General features: G+C 47.4%; 15 protein-coding genes. 5 read left to right on the top strand and 10 right to left on the bottom strand.

The features are described 5' to 3' along the window. Positions 1 to 119 precede the first annotated feature (119 nt). The 7 genes from yidC to F0265_RS23270 form a co-directional block, all read right to left on the bottom strand. Positions 120 to 1,739 carry a membrane protein insertase YidC gene (gene yidC / locus F0265_RS23300; protein WP_019273974.1) on the bottom strand — a complete coding sequence of 540 codons (1,620 nt, stop codon included), beginning with the start codon at positions 1,737 to 1,739 and terminating at the stop codon, positions 120 to 122. Between the two features lie 2 nt (positions 1,740 to 1,741). Then, complete coding sequence (gene yidD / locus F0265_RS23295) at positions 1,742 to 1,999, bottom strand: membrane protein insertion efficiency factor YidD (RefSeq protein ID WP_080555897.1); 258 nt, start codon at positions 1,997 to 1,999, stop codon at positions 1,742 to 1,744. Further along, entirely contained in the window at positions 1,966 to 2,289 is a 324-nt protein-coding gene (gene rnpA, locus F0265_RS23290; protein WP_006957457.1) for a ribonuclease P protein component, read from the bottom strand. The genes yidD and rnpA overlap by 34 nt, the downstream gene beginning before the upstream one ends. Before the next feature lie 45 nt (positions 2,290 to 2,334). Further along, positions 2,335 to 2,469: a 50S ribosomal protein L34 gene (gene rpmH, locus F0265_RS23285; protein ID WP_004411068.1), complete on the bottom strand. Its 135-nt coding sequence runs from the start codon at positions 2,467 to 2,469 to the stop codon at positions 2,335 to 2,337. A 230-nt stretch (positions 2,470 to 2,699) separates the two neighbouring features. Then, a complete protein-coding gene (locus tag F0265_RS23280; protein WP_006957460.1) occupies positions 2,700 to 3,437 on the bottom strand; it encodes an amino acid ABC transporter ATP-binding protein in 738 nt (245 codons plus the stop codon). Then, the gene (locus F0265_RS23275) at positions 3,434 to 4,105 is read right to left on the bottom strand and encodes an amino acid ABC transporter permease (protein ID WP_006957462.1); all 672 of its coding nucleotides are present in this window, start codon (positions 4,103 to 4,105) and stop codon (positions 3,434 to 3,436) included. Before F0265_RS23275 ends, F0265_RS23280 begins: the two co-directional genes overlap by 4 nt. 125 nt (positions 4,106 to 4,230) lie before the next feature. Then, positions 4,231 to 4,977 (bottom strand): amino acid ABC transporter substrate-binding protein, encoded by a 747-nt coding sequence (locus F0265_RS23270; RefSeq protein WP_006957464.1) that lies wholly within the window; start codon positions 4,975 to 4,977, stop codon positions 4,231 to 4,233. A 417-nt stretch (positions 4,978 to 5,394) separates the two neighbouring features. Between F0265_RS23270 and dnaA the strand changes: the two genes are divergently transcribed. The 5 genes from dnaA to F0265_RS23245 all read left to right on the top strand — a co-directional run bounded on the left by dnaA (position 5,395) and on the right by F0265_RS23245 (position 12,419). Beyond that, positions 5,395 to 6,801 carry a chromosomal replication initiator protein DnaA gene (dnaA, locus tag F0265_RS23265; RefSeq protein WP_029235934.1) on the top strand — a complete coding sequence of 469 codons (1,407 nt, stop codon included), beginning with the start codon at positions 5,395 to 5,397 and terminating at the stop codon, positions 6,799 to 6,801. A gap of 70 nt (positions 6,802 to 6,871) precedes the next feature. Beyond that, positions 6,872 to 7,972, top strand: coding sequence for a DNA polymerase III subunit beta (gene dnaN, locus F0265_RS23260; RefSeq protein WP_043009586.1), 1,101 nt, complete (start codon positions 6,872 to 6,874; stop codon positions 7,970 to 7,972). 1 nt (position 7,973) lies between these two features. Then, a complete protein-coding gene (gene recF / locus F0265_RS23255; protein WP_019273976.1) occupies positions 7,974 to 9,056 on the top strand; it encodes a DNA replication/repair protein RecF in 1,083 nt (360 codons plus the stop codon). A 13-nt stretch (positions 9,057 to 9,069) separates the two neighbouring features. Beyond that, the gene (gene gyrB, locus F0265_RS23250) at positions 9,070 to 11,487 is read left to right on the top strand and encodes a DNA topoisomerase (ATP-hydrolyzing) subunit B (protein WP_171750509.1); all 2,418 of its coding nucleotides are present in this window, start codon (positions 9,070 to 9,072) and stop codon (positions 11,485 to 11,487) included. A 497-nt stretch (positions 11,488 to 11,984) separates the two neighbouring features. After that, complete coding sequence (locus F0265_RS23245; RefSeq protein ID WP_019273978.1) at positions 11,985 to 12,419, top strand: Hsp20 family protein; 435 nt, start codon at positions 11,985 to 11,987, stop codon at positions 12,417 to 12,419. Positions 12,420 to 12,525: 106 nt separating this feature from the next. On the opposite strand, the gene F0265_RS23240 is transcribed toward F0265_RS23245, so the two are convergent. The 3 genes from F0265_RS23240 to glyQ all read right to left on the bottom strand — a co-directional run bounded on the left by F0265_RS23240 (position 12,526) and on the right by glyQ (position 16,993). Continuing rightward, positions 12,526 to 13,776 (bottom strand): valine--pyruvate transaminase, encoded by a 1,251-nt coding sequence (locus tag F0265_RS23240; protein ID WP_171750508.1) that lies wholly within the window; start codon positions 13,774 to 13,776, stop codon positions 12,526 to 12,528. Between the two features lie 224 nt (positions 13,777 to 14,000). Beyond that, entirely contained in the window at positions 14,001 to 16,067 is a 2,067-nt protein-coding gene (gene glyS / locus F0265_RS23235; RefSeq protein ID WP_171750507.1) for a glycine--tRNA ligase subunit beta, read from the bottom strand. A gap of 2 nt (positions 16,068 to 16,069) precedes the next feature. Continuing rightward, a complete protein-coding gene (gene glyQ, locus F0265_RS23230) occupies positions 16,070 to 16,993 on the bottom strand; it encodes a glycine--tRNA ligase subunit alpha (protein WP_006957480.1) in 924 nt (307 codons plus the stop codon). Positions 16,994 to 17,116 lie beyond the last annotated feature (123 nt).

The raw sequence follows: 17,116 nt of genomic DNA, 5'->3' as shown, positions 1-17,116 counted from the left end.
GTGGTAGCCTGTGCGATGCATACCCTGTGAGGGTAAATAGTGAATGAGGTGAATTGTAATCAGCCAAAAACAAAAAGGCGACCTTTTGGTCGCCTTTCTCGATTATTTACGCCGACTCGTTATTTTGAGTGCAAGCCTTTCTTCTCCAGCGCCTTATAAATCAGCGTCTGTTGGATCAGAGTCACGATGTTCGATACCAACCAGTAAAGAACCAGACCTGATGGGAAGAACAGGAAGAAACCAGTGAACAGAACAGGCATGAATGTCATGATCTTCTGCTGCATTGGATCTGTCACTGTGGTTGGGCTCATCTTCTGGATCAGGAACATGGATGCACCCATCAGTAGCGGCAAGATGTAGTAAGGGTCTTGCGCTGACAAGTCAGTAATCCAACCAAAGAATGGTGAGTGACGCAGTTCCACCGATTCCATCAGTGCCCAATATAGTGCAATGAAAATAGGCATCTGTAGAAGCAGAGGTAGACAGCCACCCAGTGGGTTTACTTTCTCTTTCTTGTACAGTTCCATCATTTCTTGGCTCATACGCTGACGGTCGTCGCCAATACGCTCACGCATCGCTTGCAGCTTAGGCTGTAGCATGCGCATTTTTGCCATTGAGGTGTACTGTGCCTTGGTTAGTGGGTACATTGCACCACGAACAATGAAGGTCAGCACGATGATCGCCAGACCCCAGTTAGACACGAAGCTTTGAATGAACGACAGCAGCGTGTGCAGTGGTTTAGCGATAAACCATAGCCAGCCGTAATCCACAACCAAGTCTAGGTTCGGCGCGGTTTCAGCCATTTCTTGCTGAAGTTTTGGACCTACCCAAAGCGTCGCGTTGAATTTGGCTGAATCACCCGTGGCGATGGTTTTGTTCGGCATACGAACACCAATGTCACCCAGATTACCAATCACGCGAGTGTACAGGTTAGTACCTGGCTCGTTGCGAGGGATCCATGCAGACGCGAAGTAGTGTTGGATCATTGCTGCCCAACCCTGACCGTCTGGTAGAGTGATAGACAGGTTACGATCCTGCATATCGTCAAAGCTGTATTTCTTGTAACGCGTTTCTTCTGTTGAGTACGCACCGCCACGGTAAGTTGGCATAGTGATGCTGCCGCCCGCGTCCATTAGGTTTTGACGCAGGTGAGCGTACATACCAAATGTCGCGTTGTTACCTGAGTTGTTGACCACATCGTATTCAACGTCAACCGCGTAGCTGCCACGCTTAACAATAAATGTTTTGGTGTACTCAAGGCCATTTGCTTGGTATGTCATTGGGATGCGAAGTTCATCCTGACCGTCTTCCAGAGTGAAGCTATCGGCATTCACTGAGTAAGCCGGACGATTTGAGCTGCTCAGATCGATACCTTGAGGGCCCACTAGACCACTTTGCGCAATGAATTGGTGACCTGGTTCGTTCTTCAGTAGAACGAATGGGTCTGATGAATCCAGTTCTGCAGAGTATTGGTTCAGGTCTGCAGTGATAACATCACCACCAACCGTATCAATCGACAGAGTCAAGACGTCAGTTGTCACGGTAATCGTTTTAGCAGACGCTTGCTGCGCAGGCGCGGGATCTAAATCATCCGCAAGAGTAGGGGCAGGTAGGGTACTGCTTGATTGTGCCTGTTCAACCGGCTGTGGTGCTGGGTTCTTTGCGACTTGCCATTGTTGAAACAACAAGAAAGAAACCAGTGCTAGCGCGATTAACAGGATATTACGTTGAGAATCCATCGTTATTTATCTCTGTCTTGTTTCTGGACTGGTGGAACGGGATCAAAACCGCCCTCATTCAAAGGGTGGCATTTTAATAGACGTTTGCTTGATAACCAACACCCTTTTACAAAACCGTGAGCTTTTAGTGCTTCTATGGCGTATGTGGAGCAGGTTGGAGTAAAACGACAGCGTGGTCCGATAAGCGGACTAATGAGACCTTGATAAAGACGGACGAATCCGATTGCTACCCACGCGAAGGGCGAGACAGGCGCTGCCATAATTTATCAAACAGTTTGAACATTTCTTCATTGCTCAGATCTTGGGCGCTTTTCTTGGCAATCACAACAAAATCTTTGTGAGCAAGTTGATGTTGATTGTTACGAAAGCTTTCACGAGCAAGGCGTTTAAAACGATTACGACCAACAGCGGTTTTAATCTGTTTTTTGGGAACGGCTAAACCTAATCGAGGGTGAGATAGGTTGTTATTGCGAGCAATGATGGTGAAATGTGGTGAGCCAGCTCGATGAGCTTGCTGGAAGACATTTTGATAATGCTCGGGAGTTAACAAACGTAACTCCCGATCGAACGCGTACGTTTTCAAAATAATCGAAGATTACTTAGAAAGACGCTTACGGCCTTTTGCACGACGTGCATTGATTGTTGCACGACCGTTCTTAGTAGCCATACGTGCACGGAAACCGTGAGTACGCTTGCGCTTTAGAACTGAAGGTTGAAAAGTGCGTTTCATGATAATTACCTTTACTGATCAGTAGTTTTAGGTTCTTAGTTAACCCGGCGTGGGCCATTTGGTCTTCTTTATATATAAAGAGGACAAACCGACGCCTCTCAACAAAGAGGCGGAATTGTAATCACAGTCACACAAAGTGTCAATCATTGAGCAACTGCTAAATTCCGGCCGGGCGATTATACGTAGTGTGAGCAAAATCTCAAGGATCAAGCGATCTTCTTTGGTGATCTTTACTCAGCTCCTACTTGGCGAAGGAATCTCTGTAAACGAGGATCCTGTGGATTATTAAAGATATCCTGTGGAGAGCCTTGCTCAACGATATTGCCTTCCGCCATAAAGATCACGCGATCCGCCACTTCTCGGGCGAACTGCATTTCGTGTGTGACCACCAGCATGGTTTGGTGTTTAGTCGCTAACTCCTTCATTAATTGAAGAACTTCGCCCACCCACTCTGGGTCCAGTGCTGAGGTCGGTTCGTCAAACAGCAATAATTCGGGTTGCAGTGCCATCGCTCGTCCGATACCCACACGCTGCTGCTGGCCACCAGACAGCGCCGCTGGATAACTGTCTCCTTTATCGCCAAGGCCAATGTCGTCAAGAATCTGCTGAGCGCGTGCCAATGCTTGGTCTTTTTTCCAGCCGCGAACGGTGATGAGGCCTTCAGCAATATTCTGACGGGCGGTCATATGGGCAAACAAGGCATAGTTCTGGAAAACAAACCCTGTCTTACGACGCAGAGCTAATACTTCCGCTTTGGTGTGCTTTTCAGTATCCACACTGACATCATCAATGGTGATGACGCCTTTGTCGGCATTTTCTAGAAAATTGACCGTGCGTAGCAGGGTGGACTTACCCGTACCGCTAGAGCCGATAATGACAATAATCTCGCCCTGTTTGATATCGAGATCGATGCCTTTAAGGACTTCTGTCTCACCAAAGCGTTTGTGAATGTTATCTAACTTGATCATCTTACGTATGCCTTATTCAACTTAGCTTCTGCCCAGATTTGTACGCGAGTCAGTATCACTACAACGCCCCAGTAAATCAGCGCGACGGCAAGGAAGGCTTCGAAAAAGCGGAAGCTCGATGACGCTTCCATTTGCGCTTTTGCCATGATTTCTGCCACACCTAGCGTAAACGCCAGTGAGGTCGATTTGATCATATCAATGAAGTAGTTCATCAATGACGGCAGCGCCACACGCGTTGCCTGCGGCAAGATCACTCGGCGCATCGCTTGTGTCGTTGTCATACCCACTGACAGGCTGGCTTCCATTTGGCTACGATCGATACCAATGATCGCGGCGCGGATACTCTCCGCCATGTAAGCGGCAAAGTGCAGAGTCAAACCAATCACTGCGGCGCTGAATGCATCCAGACCGACTAGGAACGGAAAAATCTGCGGTAAGCCGTAGTAAAGCAGAAACAGCTGAACCAACAGTGGTGTACCACGGAAGAAGCTGATGTACAGCTGGCTTAACTGATCAAGAACGGGAACGCGAAATACACGGATATTCGCTAAAATGACGGCCAAAATCAGTGAAAATACTAAACCCCATGTCGCCATTTCCATGGTGGTGCCCAGATACTTGAGCAGTATCGGCATCAGGTTCAGCATGTAATTAAAATCGAATCCCATAACGTATCCCAGTTAAAAATAAGCTTCTATACAAAAAGCAAAACCCACTGCAAAGGAAGGAAAGCAGTGGGTTAAGAGCAAATCCGATTGAGTGACTCAACCGGACGAGCAATACTCAACAGTGGTTATTTAGTGATATCAGCACCAAACCACTTCTGAGAAATTTTCTCTAGTGTACCGTCAGCACGCATTTCAGCCAGTGCTTTATTCACTTCAGCCTGAAGCTTTTTGCCGTTGTCATTGTCAACAAAAGGCCAAGCGTTTTGAATCGTCTCAAATGGTTCGCCAGCAAGTTGCAGCGGTAGACCAGTTTTTTTGATCAGCTCAAGTGCTGATAAACGGTCCATAACAAACGCGTCTGCACGACCAAGTGCCACATCGTGTTCGATACCTGTATCGTAAGTTTTGATGTTGATCTTGCCGTCTTTGTCGTAGTTGCGTAGCAACTGCTCAAAGTTTGAACCTAGGTTAACCGCCACCGTTTTGCCTTCAAGATCTTTAATACCTTGGATGCTGTCGTTTCCTTTGCGAACAGTTATCTGCGCACCATCAACAACGTATGGGTCAGCAAAAAGGTATTTCGCTTTACGGGCATCCGTCATCGTGATCTGGTTTGAAATCGTATCAATACGACCTGTCTCTAGCAGACCAAACAAACCAGAAAAGTTTGCTGTAACGTATTCCACTTTGTAATCGTTACGCTTACCAATTTCATCCCATAGGTCCACTTCGAAGCCTTGCAGCTTGTCTTGCTGAACGAAAGTGAATGGGAAGTAGCGGCCAGACATACCGACTTTAACTTCAGTCGCGGCTTGAACCGTCGCAGCAGAAAGCGCAATTGCTGCTACAGCAGCTTTAATCCAGTTTTTCATAGTACAACTCCATAGTTTTATGGGCACAAATACTACTGTCACTTTAGTTAATTAGATAAATAACCAAGAGCAATAACCTAGACGTCTGTGGAATAAGATAGCTTACTAAAGGTGGCCAGTCGTGTGAGTAAAGACGTAGCAAAAAATAAAAAGACGAGATTGGAATAAAATCACACCTTGCGAAAGCTTGATTCACAGACTTATCACCAGATGACGGATCTGTGAGAAAAAGCGCAAATGTGGATCCTTATGTGAGTAAGAATAGGGCAGCTTGTGTTGATCTAGCGGATAATGACGTAAATATTGTGAATAACTTAGATCTTATTCACTGGATCGTCGATCATTTGCTGGCGATCTTGGTTATCAACAGGTAAAATTACCAATCTTTTTCGATCATTAACTTTGAGTGGGGGCACCGTGTCATCTTCGCTTTGGTTGCAATGTATGCAGCAGCTTCAAGAAGAGCTACCAGCTACAGAATTCAGTATGTGGGTACGTCCGTTACAAGCGGAGCTCAATGACAATACTCTCACTTTATTTGCGCCTAACCGTTTTGTAATGGATTGGGTTCGCGATCGTTACCTCAACAGCATTAATCGTTTGTTGCAGGAATACTGCGGCAATGACATCCCGAGCTTACGTTTTGAAGTCGGGAGTCGCCCTGTTTCTGCACCTAAGCCAGCGCCGAAGCGCACACCAGCTGACGTGGCGGCAGAATCTTCAGCACCGGCTCAGCTCCAAGCGCGTAAGCCAGTGCATAAAACCTGGGATGATGATGAACAGCAGGTGGCAGAAATCAACCACCGCTCAAATGTGAACATCAAGCACAAGTTCAACAACTTCGTTGAAGGTAAATCAAACCAACTCGGTTTAGCGGCCGCTCGTCAGGTGGCTGATAATCCAGGTGCAGCGTACAACCCGTTATTCCTCTACGGCGGCACGGGCCTAGGTAAAACACACTTGTTGCACGCGGTGGGCAATGCGATTGTGGATAACAAACCGAACGCGAAAGTGGTTTACATGCACTCTGAGCGATTTGTTCAGGACATGGTAAAAGCGCTGCAAAACAACGCGATAGAAGAGTTTAAGCGTTACTACCGCAGTGTTGATGCCCTGCTGATCGATGACATCCAATTCTTCGCCAATAAAGAGCGCTCTCAGGAAGAGTTCTTCCATACCTTCAATGCGCTTTTAGAAGGCAATCAACAGATCATTTTGACGTCTGACCGCTATCCAAAAGAGATCAGTGGCGTAGAAGATCGCTTAAAATCTCGCTTTGGTTGGGGATTGACGGTGGCGATCGAGCCGCCTGAATTGGAAACCCGTGTCGCGATCTTGATGAAAAAAGCCGAAGATCACCAAATCCACCTTGCCGATGAAGTGGCGTTCTTTATCGCTAAGCGACTGCGCTCGAACGTACGTGAACTGGAAGGTGCGTTAAACCGCGTGATTGCTAATGCCAACTTTACCGGTCGCCCAATCACCATCGATTTTGTCCGTGAAGCACTGCGTGACTTATTGGCTCTACAAGAAAAGCTGGTCACTATCGATAACATTCAAAAGACGGTGGCGGAATACTACAAGATTAAAGTCGCTGATCTGCTATCTAAGCGCCGCTCGCGTTCGGTTGCGCGTCCGCGTCAGCTAGCGATGGCTCTTGCGAAAGAGCTGACTAACCACAGCTTGCCTGAAATCGGCGATGCTTTTGGTGGCCGCGACCATACCACGGTTCTTCACGCCTGCCGTAAAATTGAACAACTGCGCGAAGAGAGTCACGACATCAAGGAAGATTATTCTAACCTGATTCGTACCCTTTCTTCTTAAATCACAGTATTCTAAGCACTAAATAGAATAATACCGTATTAAGCTAAACGAATTCTGATAAGAGCGTACTATGAAATTTTCCATTGAACGTAACCACTTACTTAAACCGCTGCAGCAAGTGTCTGGCGCGTTAGGTGGTCGTCCAACTCTTCCTATTCTGGGTAACCTGTTACTGAAAGTTGAAGACAACATGTTGTCGATGACGGCAACGGATCTGGAAGTCGAGCTTATCAGCCGCGTCGCTCTTGAAGGCGACTTTGAAGCGGGCAGTGTGACGGTTCCCTCGCGTAAATTTTTAGATATCTGTCGTGGCTTGCCTGATGACTCTGTCATTACCTTTGTTTTAGAAGGCGACCGTGTTCAGGTTCGTTCAGGACGCAGCCGATTCTCTCTATCTACCTTACCTGCTAACGATTTCCCGAACATTGAAGATTGGCAGAGTGAAGTCGAAGTCTCGCTGACTCAAGGCGAGTTGCGCGGATTGATTGAGAAAACCCAATTCTCGATGGCAAACCAGGACGTGCGTTACTACCTGAACGGTATGTTGTTTGAGATTGATGGTACGACACTACGCAGTGTGGCCACTGATGGACACCGTATGGCGGTATCTCAGGTTCAGCTAGGTGCTGATTTTGCTCAGCAGCAAATCATTGTGCCACGTAAAGGTGTGCTGGAGCTGGTTAAGTTGCTGGATGCGCCTGAGCAGCCTGTGACACTTCAAATTGGTAGCTCCAATGTTCGCGCCGAAGTGAACAACTTTGTCTTTACCTCTAAGCTGGTGGATGGCCGTTTCCCGGATTACCGCCGCGTGATGCCGCAAACGACGACCAAAACGCTTGAAGCGGAATGTGATGAACTGCGTCAGGCGTTTTCGCGTGCCGCTATCTTGTCGAATGAAAAATTCCGTGGGGTACGCGTCAACTTAGCGGATACGGAAATGCGTATTACCGCCAATAACCCAGAGCAAGAAGAAGCGGAAGAGATGCTGGATGTCAGCTTCGAAGGTGAGCCGATCGAGATTGGCTTTAACGTCAGCTACGTCTTGGATGTACTAAATACTCTGCGTTGTGAAAAAGTACGCGTGTCGATGTCGGACGCTAACGCCAGTGCCATGATTGAAAACGTGGATGACGACGGCGCTATGTACGTGGTAATGCCGATTCGACTCTAGCATGCCGCTTTCACGTCTTATTATTCAGCAGTTTCGCAATATTAAAGCCTGTGATATTGAACTATCAGCAGGCTTTAACTTTCTTATAGGTCCGAACGGCAGTGGCAAAACCAGTGTTCTGGAAGCGGTCTACTTGCTCGGCCACGGCCGCTCTTTTAAAAGCTCTCTGACAGGCCGAGTCATCCAAAATGACTGTGAGGAGCTGTTTGTGCACGGTCGTTTTTTGAACTCGGATCAATTTGAGCTACCAATTGGCATTAATAAGCAGCGTGATGGCTCAACAGAGGTTAAAATAGGCGGTCAATCCGGACAAAAACTGGCTCAATTGGCGCAGGTTCTGCCACTGCAATTGATCCATCCGGAAGGGTTTGATTTACTGACGGACGGCCCAAAACATCGCCGAGCATTTATCGACTGGGGTGTGTTTCACACTGAGTCGGCATTCTATGATGCTTGGGGGCGATTTAAACGTCTGAATAAACAGCGCAACGCGTTGTTAAAAACGGCCACCAGCTATCGTGAGCTGTCGTATTGGGATCAGGAGATGGCAAGGTTGGCTGAAAACATCAGCCAGTGGCGAGCTACATATGTTGAGCAGATGACCGAGAAAGCCACGGAAATCTGTCAGACATTTCTCCCCGAATTTGAGATCCAGCTGAAGTACTACCGAGGATGGGATAAGGACACACCTTATCAGGCTATTCTTGAGAACAACTTTGAACGGGATCAGGCACTGGGTTACACCTTTAGTGGTCCGAATAAAGCCGATTTAAAAATTAAAGTGAACGGGACTCCGGTTGAGGATGTTCTGTCACGAGGTCAGCTCAAACTCATGGTGTGCGCACTGCGCGTGGCGCAAGGTCAACACCTCACTGAGATGACCGGCAAGCAATGTGTCTACTTAATTGATGACTTTGCCTCTGAATTAGATAGTCAACGTCGTAAGCGTCTAGCAGACTGCTTGAAGGAGACGGGGGCGCAAGTTTTTGTCAGTTCTATTACAGAAAGCCAAATCGCCGACATGTTGGACGAAAATGGCAGGATGTTCCATGTGGAACATGGCACAATAGAACAAAATATATAGTGGAAGATAACTCATGTCTGAAAATTACGATTCATCGAGTATTAAAGTACTAAAGGGCCTGGATGCAGTACGTAAGCGTCCGGGGATGTACATCGGCGACACGGACGATGGTACCGGTCTACACCACATGGTTTTTGAGGTGGTGGATAACTCAATTGATGAAGCGTTAGCGGGTCACTGTAAAGACATCATCGTGACGATTCATGAGGATTGCTCAGTATCGGTACGCGATGACGGTCGTGGTATCCCGACCGAAATGCACCCGGAAGAGAATGTTTCGGCAGCAGAAGTTATCATGACGGTTCTGCACGCAGGTGGTAAGTTCGATGACAACTCGTACAAAGTATCGGGTGGTCTGCACGGTGTAGGTGTTTCGGTAGTAAACGCACTGTCTAAGCAAGTGACTCTGACCATTCACCGCGGTGGCAAAATCCATACGCAAACTTATCACCACGGTGAGCCGCAAGCGCCACTTGCTGTGATTGGTGAAACGGACAAAACGGGTACGGAAATCCGTTTCTGGCCTAGTGAAGAAACCTTCTCTAACACTGAATTCCATTACGATATTCTGGCTAAACGTCTGCGCGAACTTTCGTTCCTTAACTCAGGTGTCTCGATCAAGCTGGCTGATGAGCGTGAAGAAGACAAGAGTGACCACTTCATGTACGAAGGTGGTATTCAAGCATTCGTAGAACACTTAAACACTAACAAGACGCCGATCATCGAGAAAGTATTCCACTTCAATGCTGAGCGTGAAGATGGTATTGCCGTTGAAGTAGCGATGCAGTGGAACGATGGTTTCCAGGAAAACATCTACTGTTTCACCAACAATATCCCTCAACGCGATGGTGGTACGCACCTAGCGGGTTTCCGTGCTGCGTTAACACGTACACTGAACTCGTTCATGGACAAAGAAGGTTTCTCGAAGAAAGCAAAAACCGCCACTTCAGGTGATGATGCACGTGAAGGCCTAACTGCTGTTATTTCGGTTAAGGTGCCGGATCCTAAGTTCTCAAGCCAAACCAAAGATAAGCTAGTGTCTTCGGAAGTGAAGTCAGCCGTTGAATCTGTGATGGGTGAAAAGCTATCTGAATTCCTAGTTGAGCACCCAACGGAAGCCAAGACGGTTTGTAGCAAGATTATCGATGCGGCGCGTGCTCGTGAAGCGGCGCGTAAAGCTCGTGAAATGACTCGCCGCAAAGGCGCGTTAGACCTAGCGGGTCTGCCAGGTAAGCTGGCTGACTGTCAGGAAAAAGACCCAGCACTTTCTGAACTATACATAGTGGAGGGTGATTCGGCAGGCGGCTCCGCAAAACAAGGCCGTAACCGTAAGAACCAAGCGATTCTTCCACTGAAAGGTAAAATCCTTAACGTTGAGAAAGCGCGTTTCGATAAGATGCTCTCTTCACAAGAGGTTGCAACGCTTATCACCGCACTTGGCTGTGGTATCGGTCGTGACGAATACAACCCAGATAAACTGCGCTACCACAACATCATCATCATGACCGATGCGGATGTCGATGGTTCGCACATCCGTACACTACTATTGACCTTCTTCTATCGTCAAATGCCAGAGCTTATCGAGCGCGGTTACGTGTACATCGCTCAGCCACCACTTTACAAAGTGAAGAAAGGCAAACAAGAGCAGTACATCAAAGATGAAGATGCAATGAGCCAATACCAAGTGGCATTAGCATTAGACAATGCATCTCTGCACGTAAACGCAGAAGCGCCAGCCCTATCGGGTGAAGCACTAGAAAGCCTTGTTAAGCAATACAACTCAGGTATTAAGCTGGTGGAGCGCATGAGCCGTCGCTACCCACACGCATTGGTTCATGAGCTTATCTACACACCGCGTCTGACCGCTGAGCAGTGCCACGATGCAGCAGCCGTTGAAGCGTGGACTAAACAGCTGGTCGAGCAGCTTAATGCTAAAGAAGTGGGTGCGAGCCAGTACAGCTTTGAAGTAGAACAACATGCAGAGCTTGGTTTAAACCTACCTAAGATTGTTGTACGTACTCATGGTGTGACGCATGAGCATGCACTGAGTATTGATCTGATTAACTCGAAAGAATACGGTAAGCTGGCCGATCTGTCAGAAGCGCTTAACGGCCTGATTGAAGAAGGCGCCTACATCAAGCGTGGTGAACGTACTCAGCCTGTTTCAAGCTTCGTTGATGCACTGAACTGGTTAATCAAAGAGTCACGTCGTGGCCTAAGCCTACAGCGCTACAAAGGTCTGGGTGAGATGAACCCAGAGCAGCTTTGGGAAACGACAATGGACCCAGAAACGCGCCGTATGATGCAGGTTACGATTGAAGATGCAGTTGGTGCAGATCAGCTGTTTACGACACTAATGGGTGACCAAGTAGAACCGCGTCGTAACTTTATCGAAGAGAATGCGCTGAAAGTAGCAAACCTAGACGTTTAATCACTACGATGCGTCGTTATTTCGCATGATTTCTGCGTTCGGCGTACTCACATACACTTGTATGCTGCGTGCGCCTCACTTGAACTAATGCGAACTAACTTAGCCTCGAAGCAATTAAATTGATGGCTTCATTGTATTTAAAGCACTGCCTATTGGTGGTGCTTTTTTGTGTCTGTAAGGTATTGAAAAATATTGGTTTGGCGAAATAATTGAAAATAATCCCTTGAAACTAATTTGAGTTATCCACATATCTAGTTGTGAAGAGGAAGGCTGTCTTGCTCAAGAGAGAAGAAACAGAACCTCACTAACCGCCAACAAAGTATCGCTCAGGAGAGGATGACTTTAGAGGCACACAATTGAACTTGATTCGACACTAGGTCCCAGAGTTAACAGAACCCGAGGAGTAGTGAATGAATCCCTTAGTCGGCAAGGACCTGTACAAGATAGATCCGCGCAAACTCACGGCTAAGACTATTGCTTACTATGAGGATAGCATTATGAGAACTGTAGATTTCACTCCACTTTACCGCAACGCAATCGGCTTCGATCGTCTATTCAACATGATGGAAGCGAACACTTCGAAGAACACTTCTGGCGGTTACCCTCCATACAATATCGAGCAAAAAGATGAAAACAACTACCGTATTACTATGGCAGTTGCAGGTTTTGCTGAAGAGCAGCTAGACCTTACTCAAAAAGAAAACATGCTGATTGTTAAGGGTGAGCGTAAATCAGAAGAAGAGAAGCAATACGTATATCAAGGTATCGCAGAGCGCGACTTCGAGCGTAAATTCCAGCTAGCAGACTATGTAAAAGTCGTCGGTGCAAGCATGGAAAATGGTCTGCTGCACATTGACCTAGAGCGCGAAATTCCAGAGGCGATGCAACCACGTAAGATTGCGATTGGTGGTAAGAACCTAATCGAAGGTTAACCCGTCACATTAGGAACCACTGGCTTTAACTAGCCAAATAGATCGGGAATAAGAGTGAAAGAGCACCATCTAGGTGCTCTTTTTTGATCTAACCGGAGCAGTTTATTTAGGCTTCCTGATACGCTTTCTTGACTTCTTCAGCAATAATCTTGATGCCTTTCTGCATCATGTCGTCTTCTTGAACGTAGTTCATGCGCAGGCATTGGTGTGCGTGCTCCCAGTCATCTTTCTGACCAATAAAGAAGTACTCGCCTGGCACGATTAACACACCGCGTGCTTTCAGCCTTTGATAAAGCTCCATAGTGGTGATTGGCAGCTCATCAAACCAAAGCCATAGGAAGATTGCCCCTTCCGGTTTGTGAATGCGAAAACGTGAGTCAGTGATGGCGGTTTGCAGCAGTTCGACAGCTCGCTGAGATTTTTGCTTATAAAACGGCTTGATAACATTGGTGCTGAGGTTCAGCAGGTCATCATTCTTAATCATATGATGGCCTAATGCTGGGCCAAGGCTCCCAGGAGCCAAACTGATGATGCCATTCATATTGGTCATGGCCTGAGTCACTTCTTCACTGGCAATCACAATCCCGCAACGTACACCCGGAAGGCCGAGTTTAGACAGGCTCATACATAGGATGGTGTTTTCGTTCCAGAACGGCTGAACATCTTCAAAGATGATATTCGGGAATGGCAGACCATAGGCATTGTCGATGATGAGCGGAATGTTATTTTCGCGCGCCAGTTTATCCAGTTTATGGATTTCTTCATCAGTGAGCACGTTACCGGTGGGGTTGGTTGGGCGTGATGCACAAATGGCGGCAACCGAGTCATCGACTTTGAGCTGTTCGAAGTCAACATGGTATTTAAACAGGCCATTGTCGAGCATTTCAATTTCTGGGTGGTAAGAGACAAAGATATCTTCATCAACGCCTGCATCGCCGTAGCCAATGTATTCAGGCGCTAAAGGCAGTAAGATTTTCTTATGCGAGCCATCTGGCTGCTTACCCGCCAGCAGGTTGAACAGATAAAAGAAGCCGCTCTGACTGCCGTTGGTCAGGCTGATGTTTTTTTCTGATATGTTCCAGCCATAAGTGTCTTTTAATAGCTTAGCCAGAGCTTTTACAAACGCGTCTTTGCCTTGCGGGCCATCATAGTTGGCCATGGCGGCCACGAGGTCCCCGTTGGCGAGCATCTCCTCACTGGCTTGGCGAAAGTATTCGAGCATGGCTGGAATAGCGGCTGGGTTACCACCTCCGAGCATGATCGCACCTGGCGTGCGCAGGCCGTCGTTTAAGTCATCCATTAAACGCGTGATACCGGAATACTGATTGAATTTTTCACCAAACTTAGAGAATTGCATTTGTAGTTATACCTAATTCATTGTGATTGCTTTAAGTGTAATAGTTACTAGTCGAAGCTAGTAATTCCAAGACTCACCTTGAGCATAGTGGTCTATGGATAATCGGGTAATCCCTGAACATACCTTAATGTGATTACGAGGCAAAGCACAAAATTCCGTCACTGATAAAAACAAAGCCCAACTCCGAGGAGTTGGGCTTCATAGAACCTATATTGTTCGAGATATTACTTCTGTAGAAGTGAAATATCCGCGATCTGTAGGAATAGGTTGCGCAGGTTGTTCAGTAGCGTTAGACGGTTCTTCTTCAGCGCTTCGTCATCTGCCATTACCATGACGTTGTCGAAGAATGAATCGACTGGCTCGCGCAGGTCTGCAAGCTTGCTTAGCGCTTGTTGGTAGTTACCCGTTGCGAACGCTGGCTCTAGCGCTTCTGTCATCACTTCAACACTTTCTGCCAGTGCTTTCTCTGCGTCTTCTTGTAGAAGCGCAAGGTCGATGTCTGCTGCTAGCTCACCGTCGAATTTCGCTAGGATGTTACCTACACGTTTGTTCGCTGCGGCTAGTGCTTCTGCCGCTTCCAGTTCACGGAAGTGAGAAACCGCTTTAACACGTTGGTCAAAGTCTGCAGGCTTAGTTGGACGATTCGCCAGTACCGCTTGAATGATATCCACGCTGAAACCAGCATCTTGGTACCATGCGCGGAAACGACCGAGCATAAAGTCGATTACGTCAGCTTCTACGTTGTCGTTGGTCAAACGGTCACCAAACAGAGATTTTGCCTTAGCAATCAAATCTGTTAGGTCTAGGTTGTAGCCGTTTTCTACGATGATACGTAGCACACCTAGTGATGCACGACGAAGTGCGAATGGGTCAGACCCCTTAGGTGCTTGGCTAATACCGAAGATACCAACGATCGTATCTAGCTTGTCAGCCATTGCTACAGCAGATGAGATGCCAGTGCTTGGCAGTTCGTCACCGGCGAAACGAGGCATGTACTGCTCGTAAAGTGCCAGTGCAACTTGCTCGTCTTCACCATCGTGAGTCGCATAGTGCATGCCCATTACACCTTGAGTATCGGTAAATTCGAATACCATAGATGTCATTAGGTCACATTTGGCTAGCAGACCTGCACGCTTAGATTTCTCAACGTCAGCATCGATCTGCTCAGCGATGTAGCCAGCAAGTTCTGTGATGCGGTCAGTCTTGTCTTTGATAGTACCAAGCTGCTTCTGGAAGATCGCTTGCTCTAGTTCAGGCAGGCGGTCGATAAGAGGACGCTTACGGTCAGTGTTAAAGAAGAACTCAGCATCCGCTAGACGTGGACGTACTACCTTCTCGTTACCTTCGATGACGTAGCGAGGCTCTTTCGATTCGATGTTAGAAACGAAGATGAAGTTTGGCAGTAGCTTCTTGTTCTCGTCATACACTGGGAAGTACTTCTGGTCACCTTTCATGGTGTAAACCAGCGCTTCAGAAGGCACCTTTAGGAACTCTTCTTCGAACTTCGCAGTCAGTACCACTGGCCATTCAACCAGAGACGTTACTTCTTCAACTAGGTCATCTTCTAGATCAGCAACACCGCCAACGGCAGCCGCTGCTTTTTGCGAGTCAGCAAGGATGATGGCTTTACGTGCTTCGTAATCTGCCATCACTTTACCGCGCTCTTCTAGGATCGCTGGGTATTGCTCTGCAGATTCGATAGTGAACTCTTGTTCACCCATGAAGCGGTGACCACGGATAGTGCGATCTGATGCAACGCCAAGGATTTCACCTTCGATAAGGTCAGAGCCCATTAGCATAGTCAGTGTTTTAACTGGGCGGATAAACTGAGTAGTCTTGTTACCCCAACGCATTGGCTTCGCAATAGGTAGGTTACCCAGTGCTTTAGCTGCTAGGTCGACAACGATTTCAGATGTTGCTTGGCCTTTCACTTCTTGTTTGAAAAGAAGCCATTCGCCTTTGTCTGTTACTAGACGGTCAGCTTGTTCAACAGTTATGCCGTTACCACGCGCCCAACCTTGAGCGGCTTTCGTCGCGTTACCGTCCGCATCGAATGCGACAGAAACTGCTGGTCCACGTTTCTCAACCACTTTGTCCGCTTGGCCTTCAGCCAATGCAGTAACTTTAAGTGCTAGACGACGAGGAGCGGCGTACCATTTCACGCCTTCGTGTGCTAGGTCTGCACCTTTAAGTTCCGCTTCGAAGTTAGCTGCGAACGCTTCCGCTAGGGTGCGAAGTTGCGTTGGTGGTAGCTCTTCTGTACCCAGTTCAATTAGAAATTCTTTTGCCATGATTACTTCTCCTCGCCTTCTTTCTTACACATTGGGAAGCCAAGAGCTTCACGTGATGCGTAGTACGCTTCTGCAACCGATTTAGTCAGGTTGCGGATACGAAGGATGTAACGCTGGCGTTCTGTTACCGAGATAGCTTTGCGTGCATCAAGAATGTTGAATGCATGACCCGCTTTAAGAATGCGTTCGTAAGCTGGAAGCGGCAGTGGCTTCTCAAGCTCAAGCAGTTCTTTGGTTTCTTTTTCACATTGGTCGAAGAAAGTGAATAGGAAATCGACGTCCGCGTGCTCGAAGTTGTACGTTGACTGCTCCACTTCGTTTTGGTGGAAAATGTCACCGTAAGTGACTTTGCTGCCGTCTGGAGCGATGTTCCAGACGAGATCGTAAACTGAGTCTACTTCTTGGATGTACATAGCGAGACGCTCGATACCGTAAGTGATCTCACCGGTTACTGGTTTACATTCAAGGCCGCCAACCTGCTGGAAGTACGTAAACTGAGTCACTTCCATGCCGTTTAGCCACACTTCCCAGCCTAGGCCCCATGCGCCTAACGTTGGGTTTTCCCAGTTATCTTCGACGAAACGAATGTCGTGAACCAGAGGATCGACACCAAGTACTTCTAGAGAACCTAGGTACAGCTCCTGAATATTGTCCGGCGATGGTTTTAGCGCTACTTGGAATTGGTAGTAGTGCTGAAGACGGTTAGGGTTTTCACCGTAACGGCCATCGGTCGGACGACGTGAAGGTTGTACGTAAGCTGTAGACATTGGCTCTGGGCCAAGCGCTCGTAGACAAGTCATTGGGTGAGAGGTACCCGCACCCACTTCCATATCTAGCGGTTGAACAATGGTACAACCATTTTGAGCCCAATAATCCTGCAGCGCGAGGATCATTCCCTGGAAGGTTTTGATATCGTATTTTTGCATAAGTCAGGTTCGCGCGATTCTTCTGTTGCTGTTATTGATCAAATGTTCGCCGTAGTCATGGCGATTTCTATCACTTTCAGCACATTAATATAATGAAAATAACAATCAAGTATACCCAGATAT

The organism is Vibrio sp. RE88, assembly GCF_013113835.1.
Taxonomy (GTDB): Bacteria; Pseudomonadota; Gammaproteobacteria; order Enterobacterales; family Vibrionaceae; genus Vibrio.
The sequence above is the reverse complement of the archived record's forward strand: the minus strand, read 5'-3'. Positions and strand labels throughout refer to the sequence as shown.

Excerpts from the sequence above, each read along its gene's own strand:
- yidC (WP_019273974.1), bottom strand. The coding sequence starts at position 1,739 with ATGGATTCTCAACGTAATATCCTGTTAATCGCGCTAGCACTGGTTTCT.
- yidD (WP_080555897.1), bottom strand. The coding sequence starts at position 1,999 with ATGGCAGCGCCTGTCTCGCCCTTCGCGTGGGTAGCAATCGGATTCGTC.
- rpmH (WP_004411068.1), bottom strand. The coding sequence starts at position 2,469 with ATGAAACGCACTTTTCAACCTTCAGTTCTAAAGCGCAAGCGTACTCAC.
- F0265_RS23280 (WP_006957460.1), bottom strand. The coding sequence starts at position 3,437 with ATGATCAAGTTAGATAACATTCACAAACGCTTTGGTGAGACAGAAGTC.
- F0265_RS23275 (WP_006957462.1), bottom strand. The coding sequence starts at position 4,105 with ATGGGATTCGATTTTAATTACATGCTGAACCTGATGCCGATACTGCTC.
- F0265_RS23270 (WP_006957464.1), bottom strand. The coding sequence starts at position 4,977 with ATGAAAAACTGGATTAAAGCTGCTGTAGCAGCAATTGCGCTTTCTGCT.
- dnaN (WP_043009586.1), top strand. The coding sequence starts at position 6,872 with ATGAAATTTTCCATTGAACGTAACCACTTACTTAAACCGCTGCAGCAA.
- recF (WP_019273976.1), top strand. The coding sequence starts at position 7,974 with ATGCCGCTTTCACGTCTTATTATTCAGCAGTTTCGCAATATTAAAGCC.
- gyrB (WP_171750509.1), top strand. The coding sequence starts at position 9,070 with ATGTCTGAAAATTACGATTCATCGAGTATTAAAGTACTAAAGGGCCTG.
- F0265_RS23245 (WP_019273978.1), top strand. The coding sequence starts at position 11,985 with ATGAGAACTGTAGATTTCACTCCACTTTACCGCAACGCAATCGGCTTC.
- F0265_RS23240 (WP_171750508.1), bottom strand. The coding sequence starts at position 13,776 with ATGCAATTCTCTAAGTTTGGTGAAAAATTCAATCAGTATTCCGGTATC.
- glyS (WP_171750507.1), bottom strand. The coding sequence starts at position 16,067 with ATGGCAAAAGAATTTCTAATTGAACTGGGTACAGAAGAGCTACCACCA.
- glyQ (WP_006957480.1), bottom strand. The coding sequence starts at position 16,993 with ATGCAAAAATACGATATCAAAACCTTCCAGGGAATGATCCTCGCGCTG.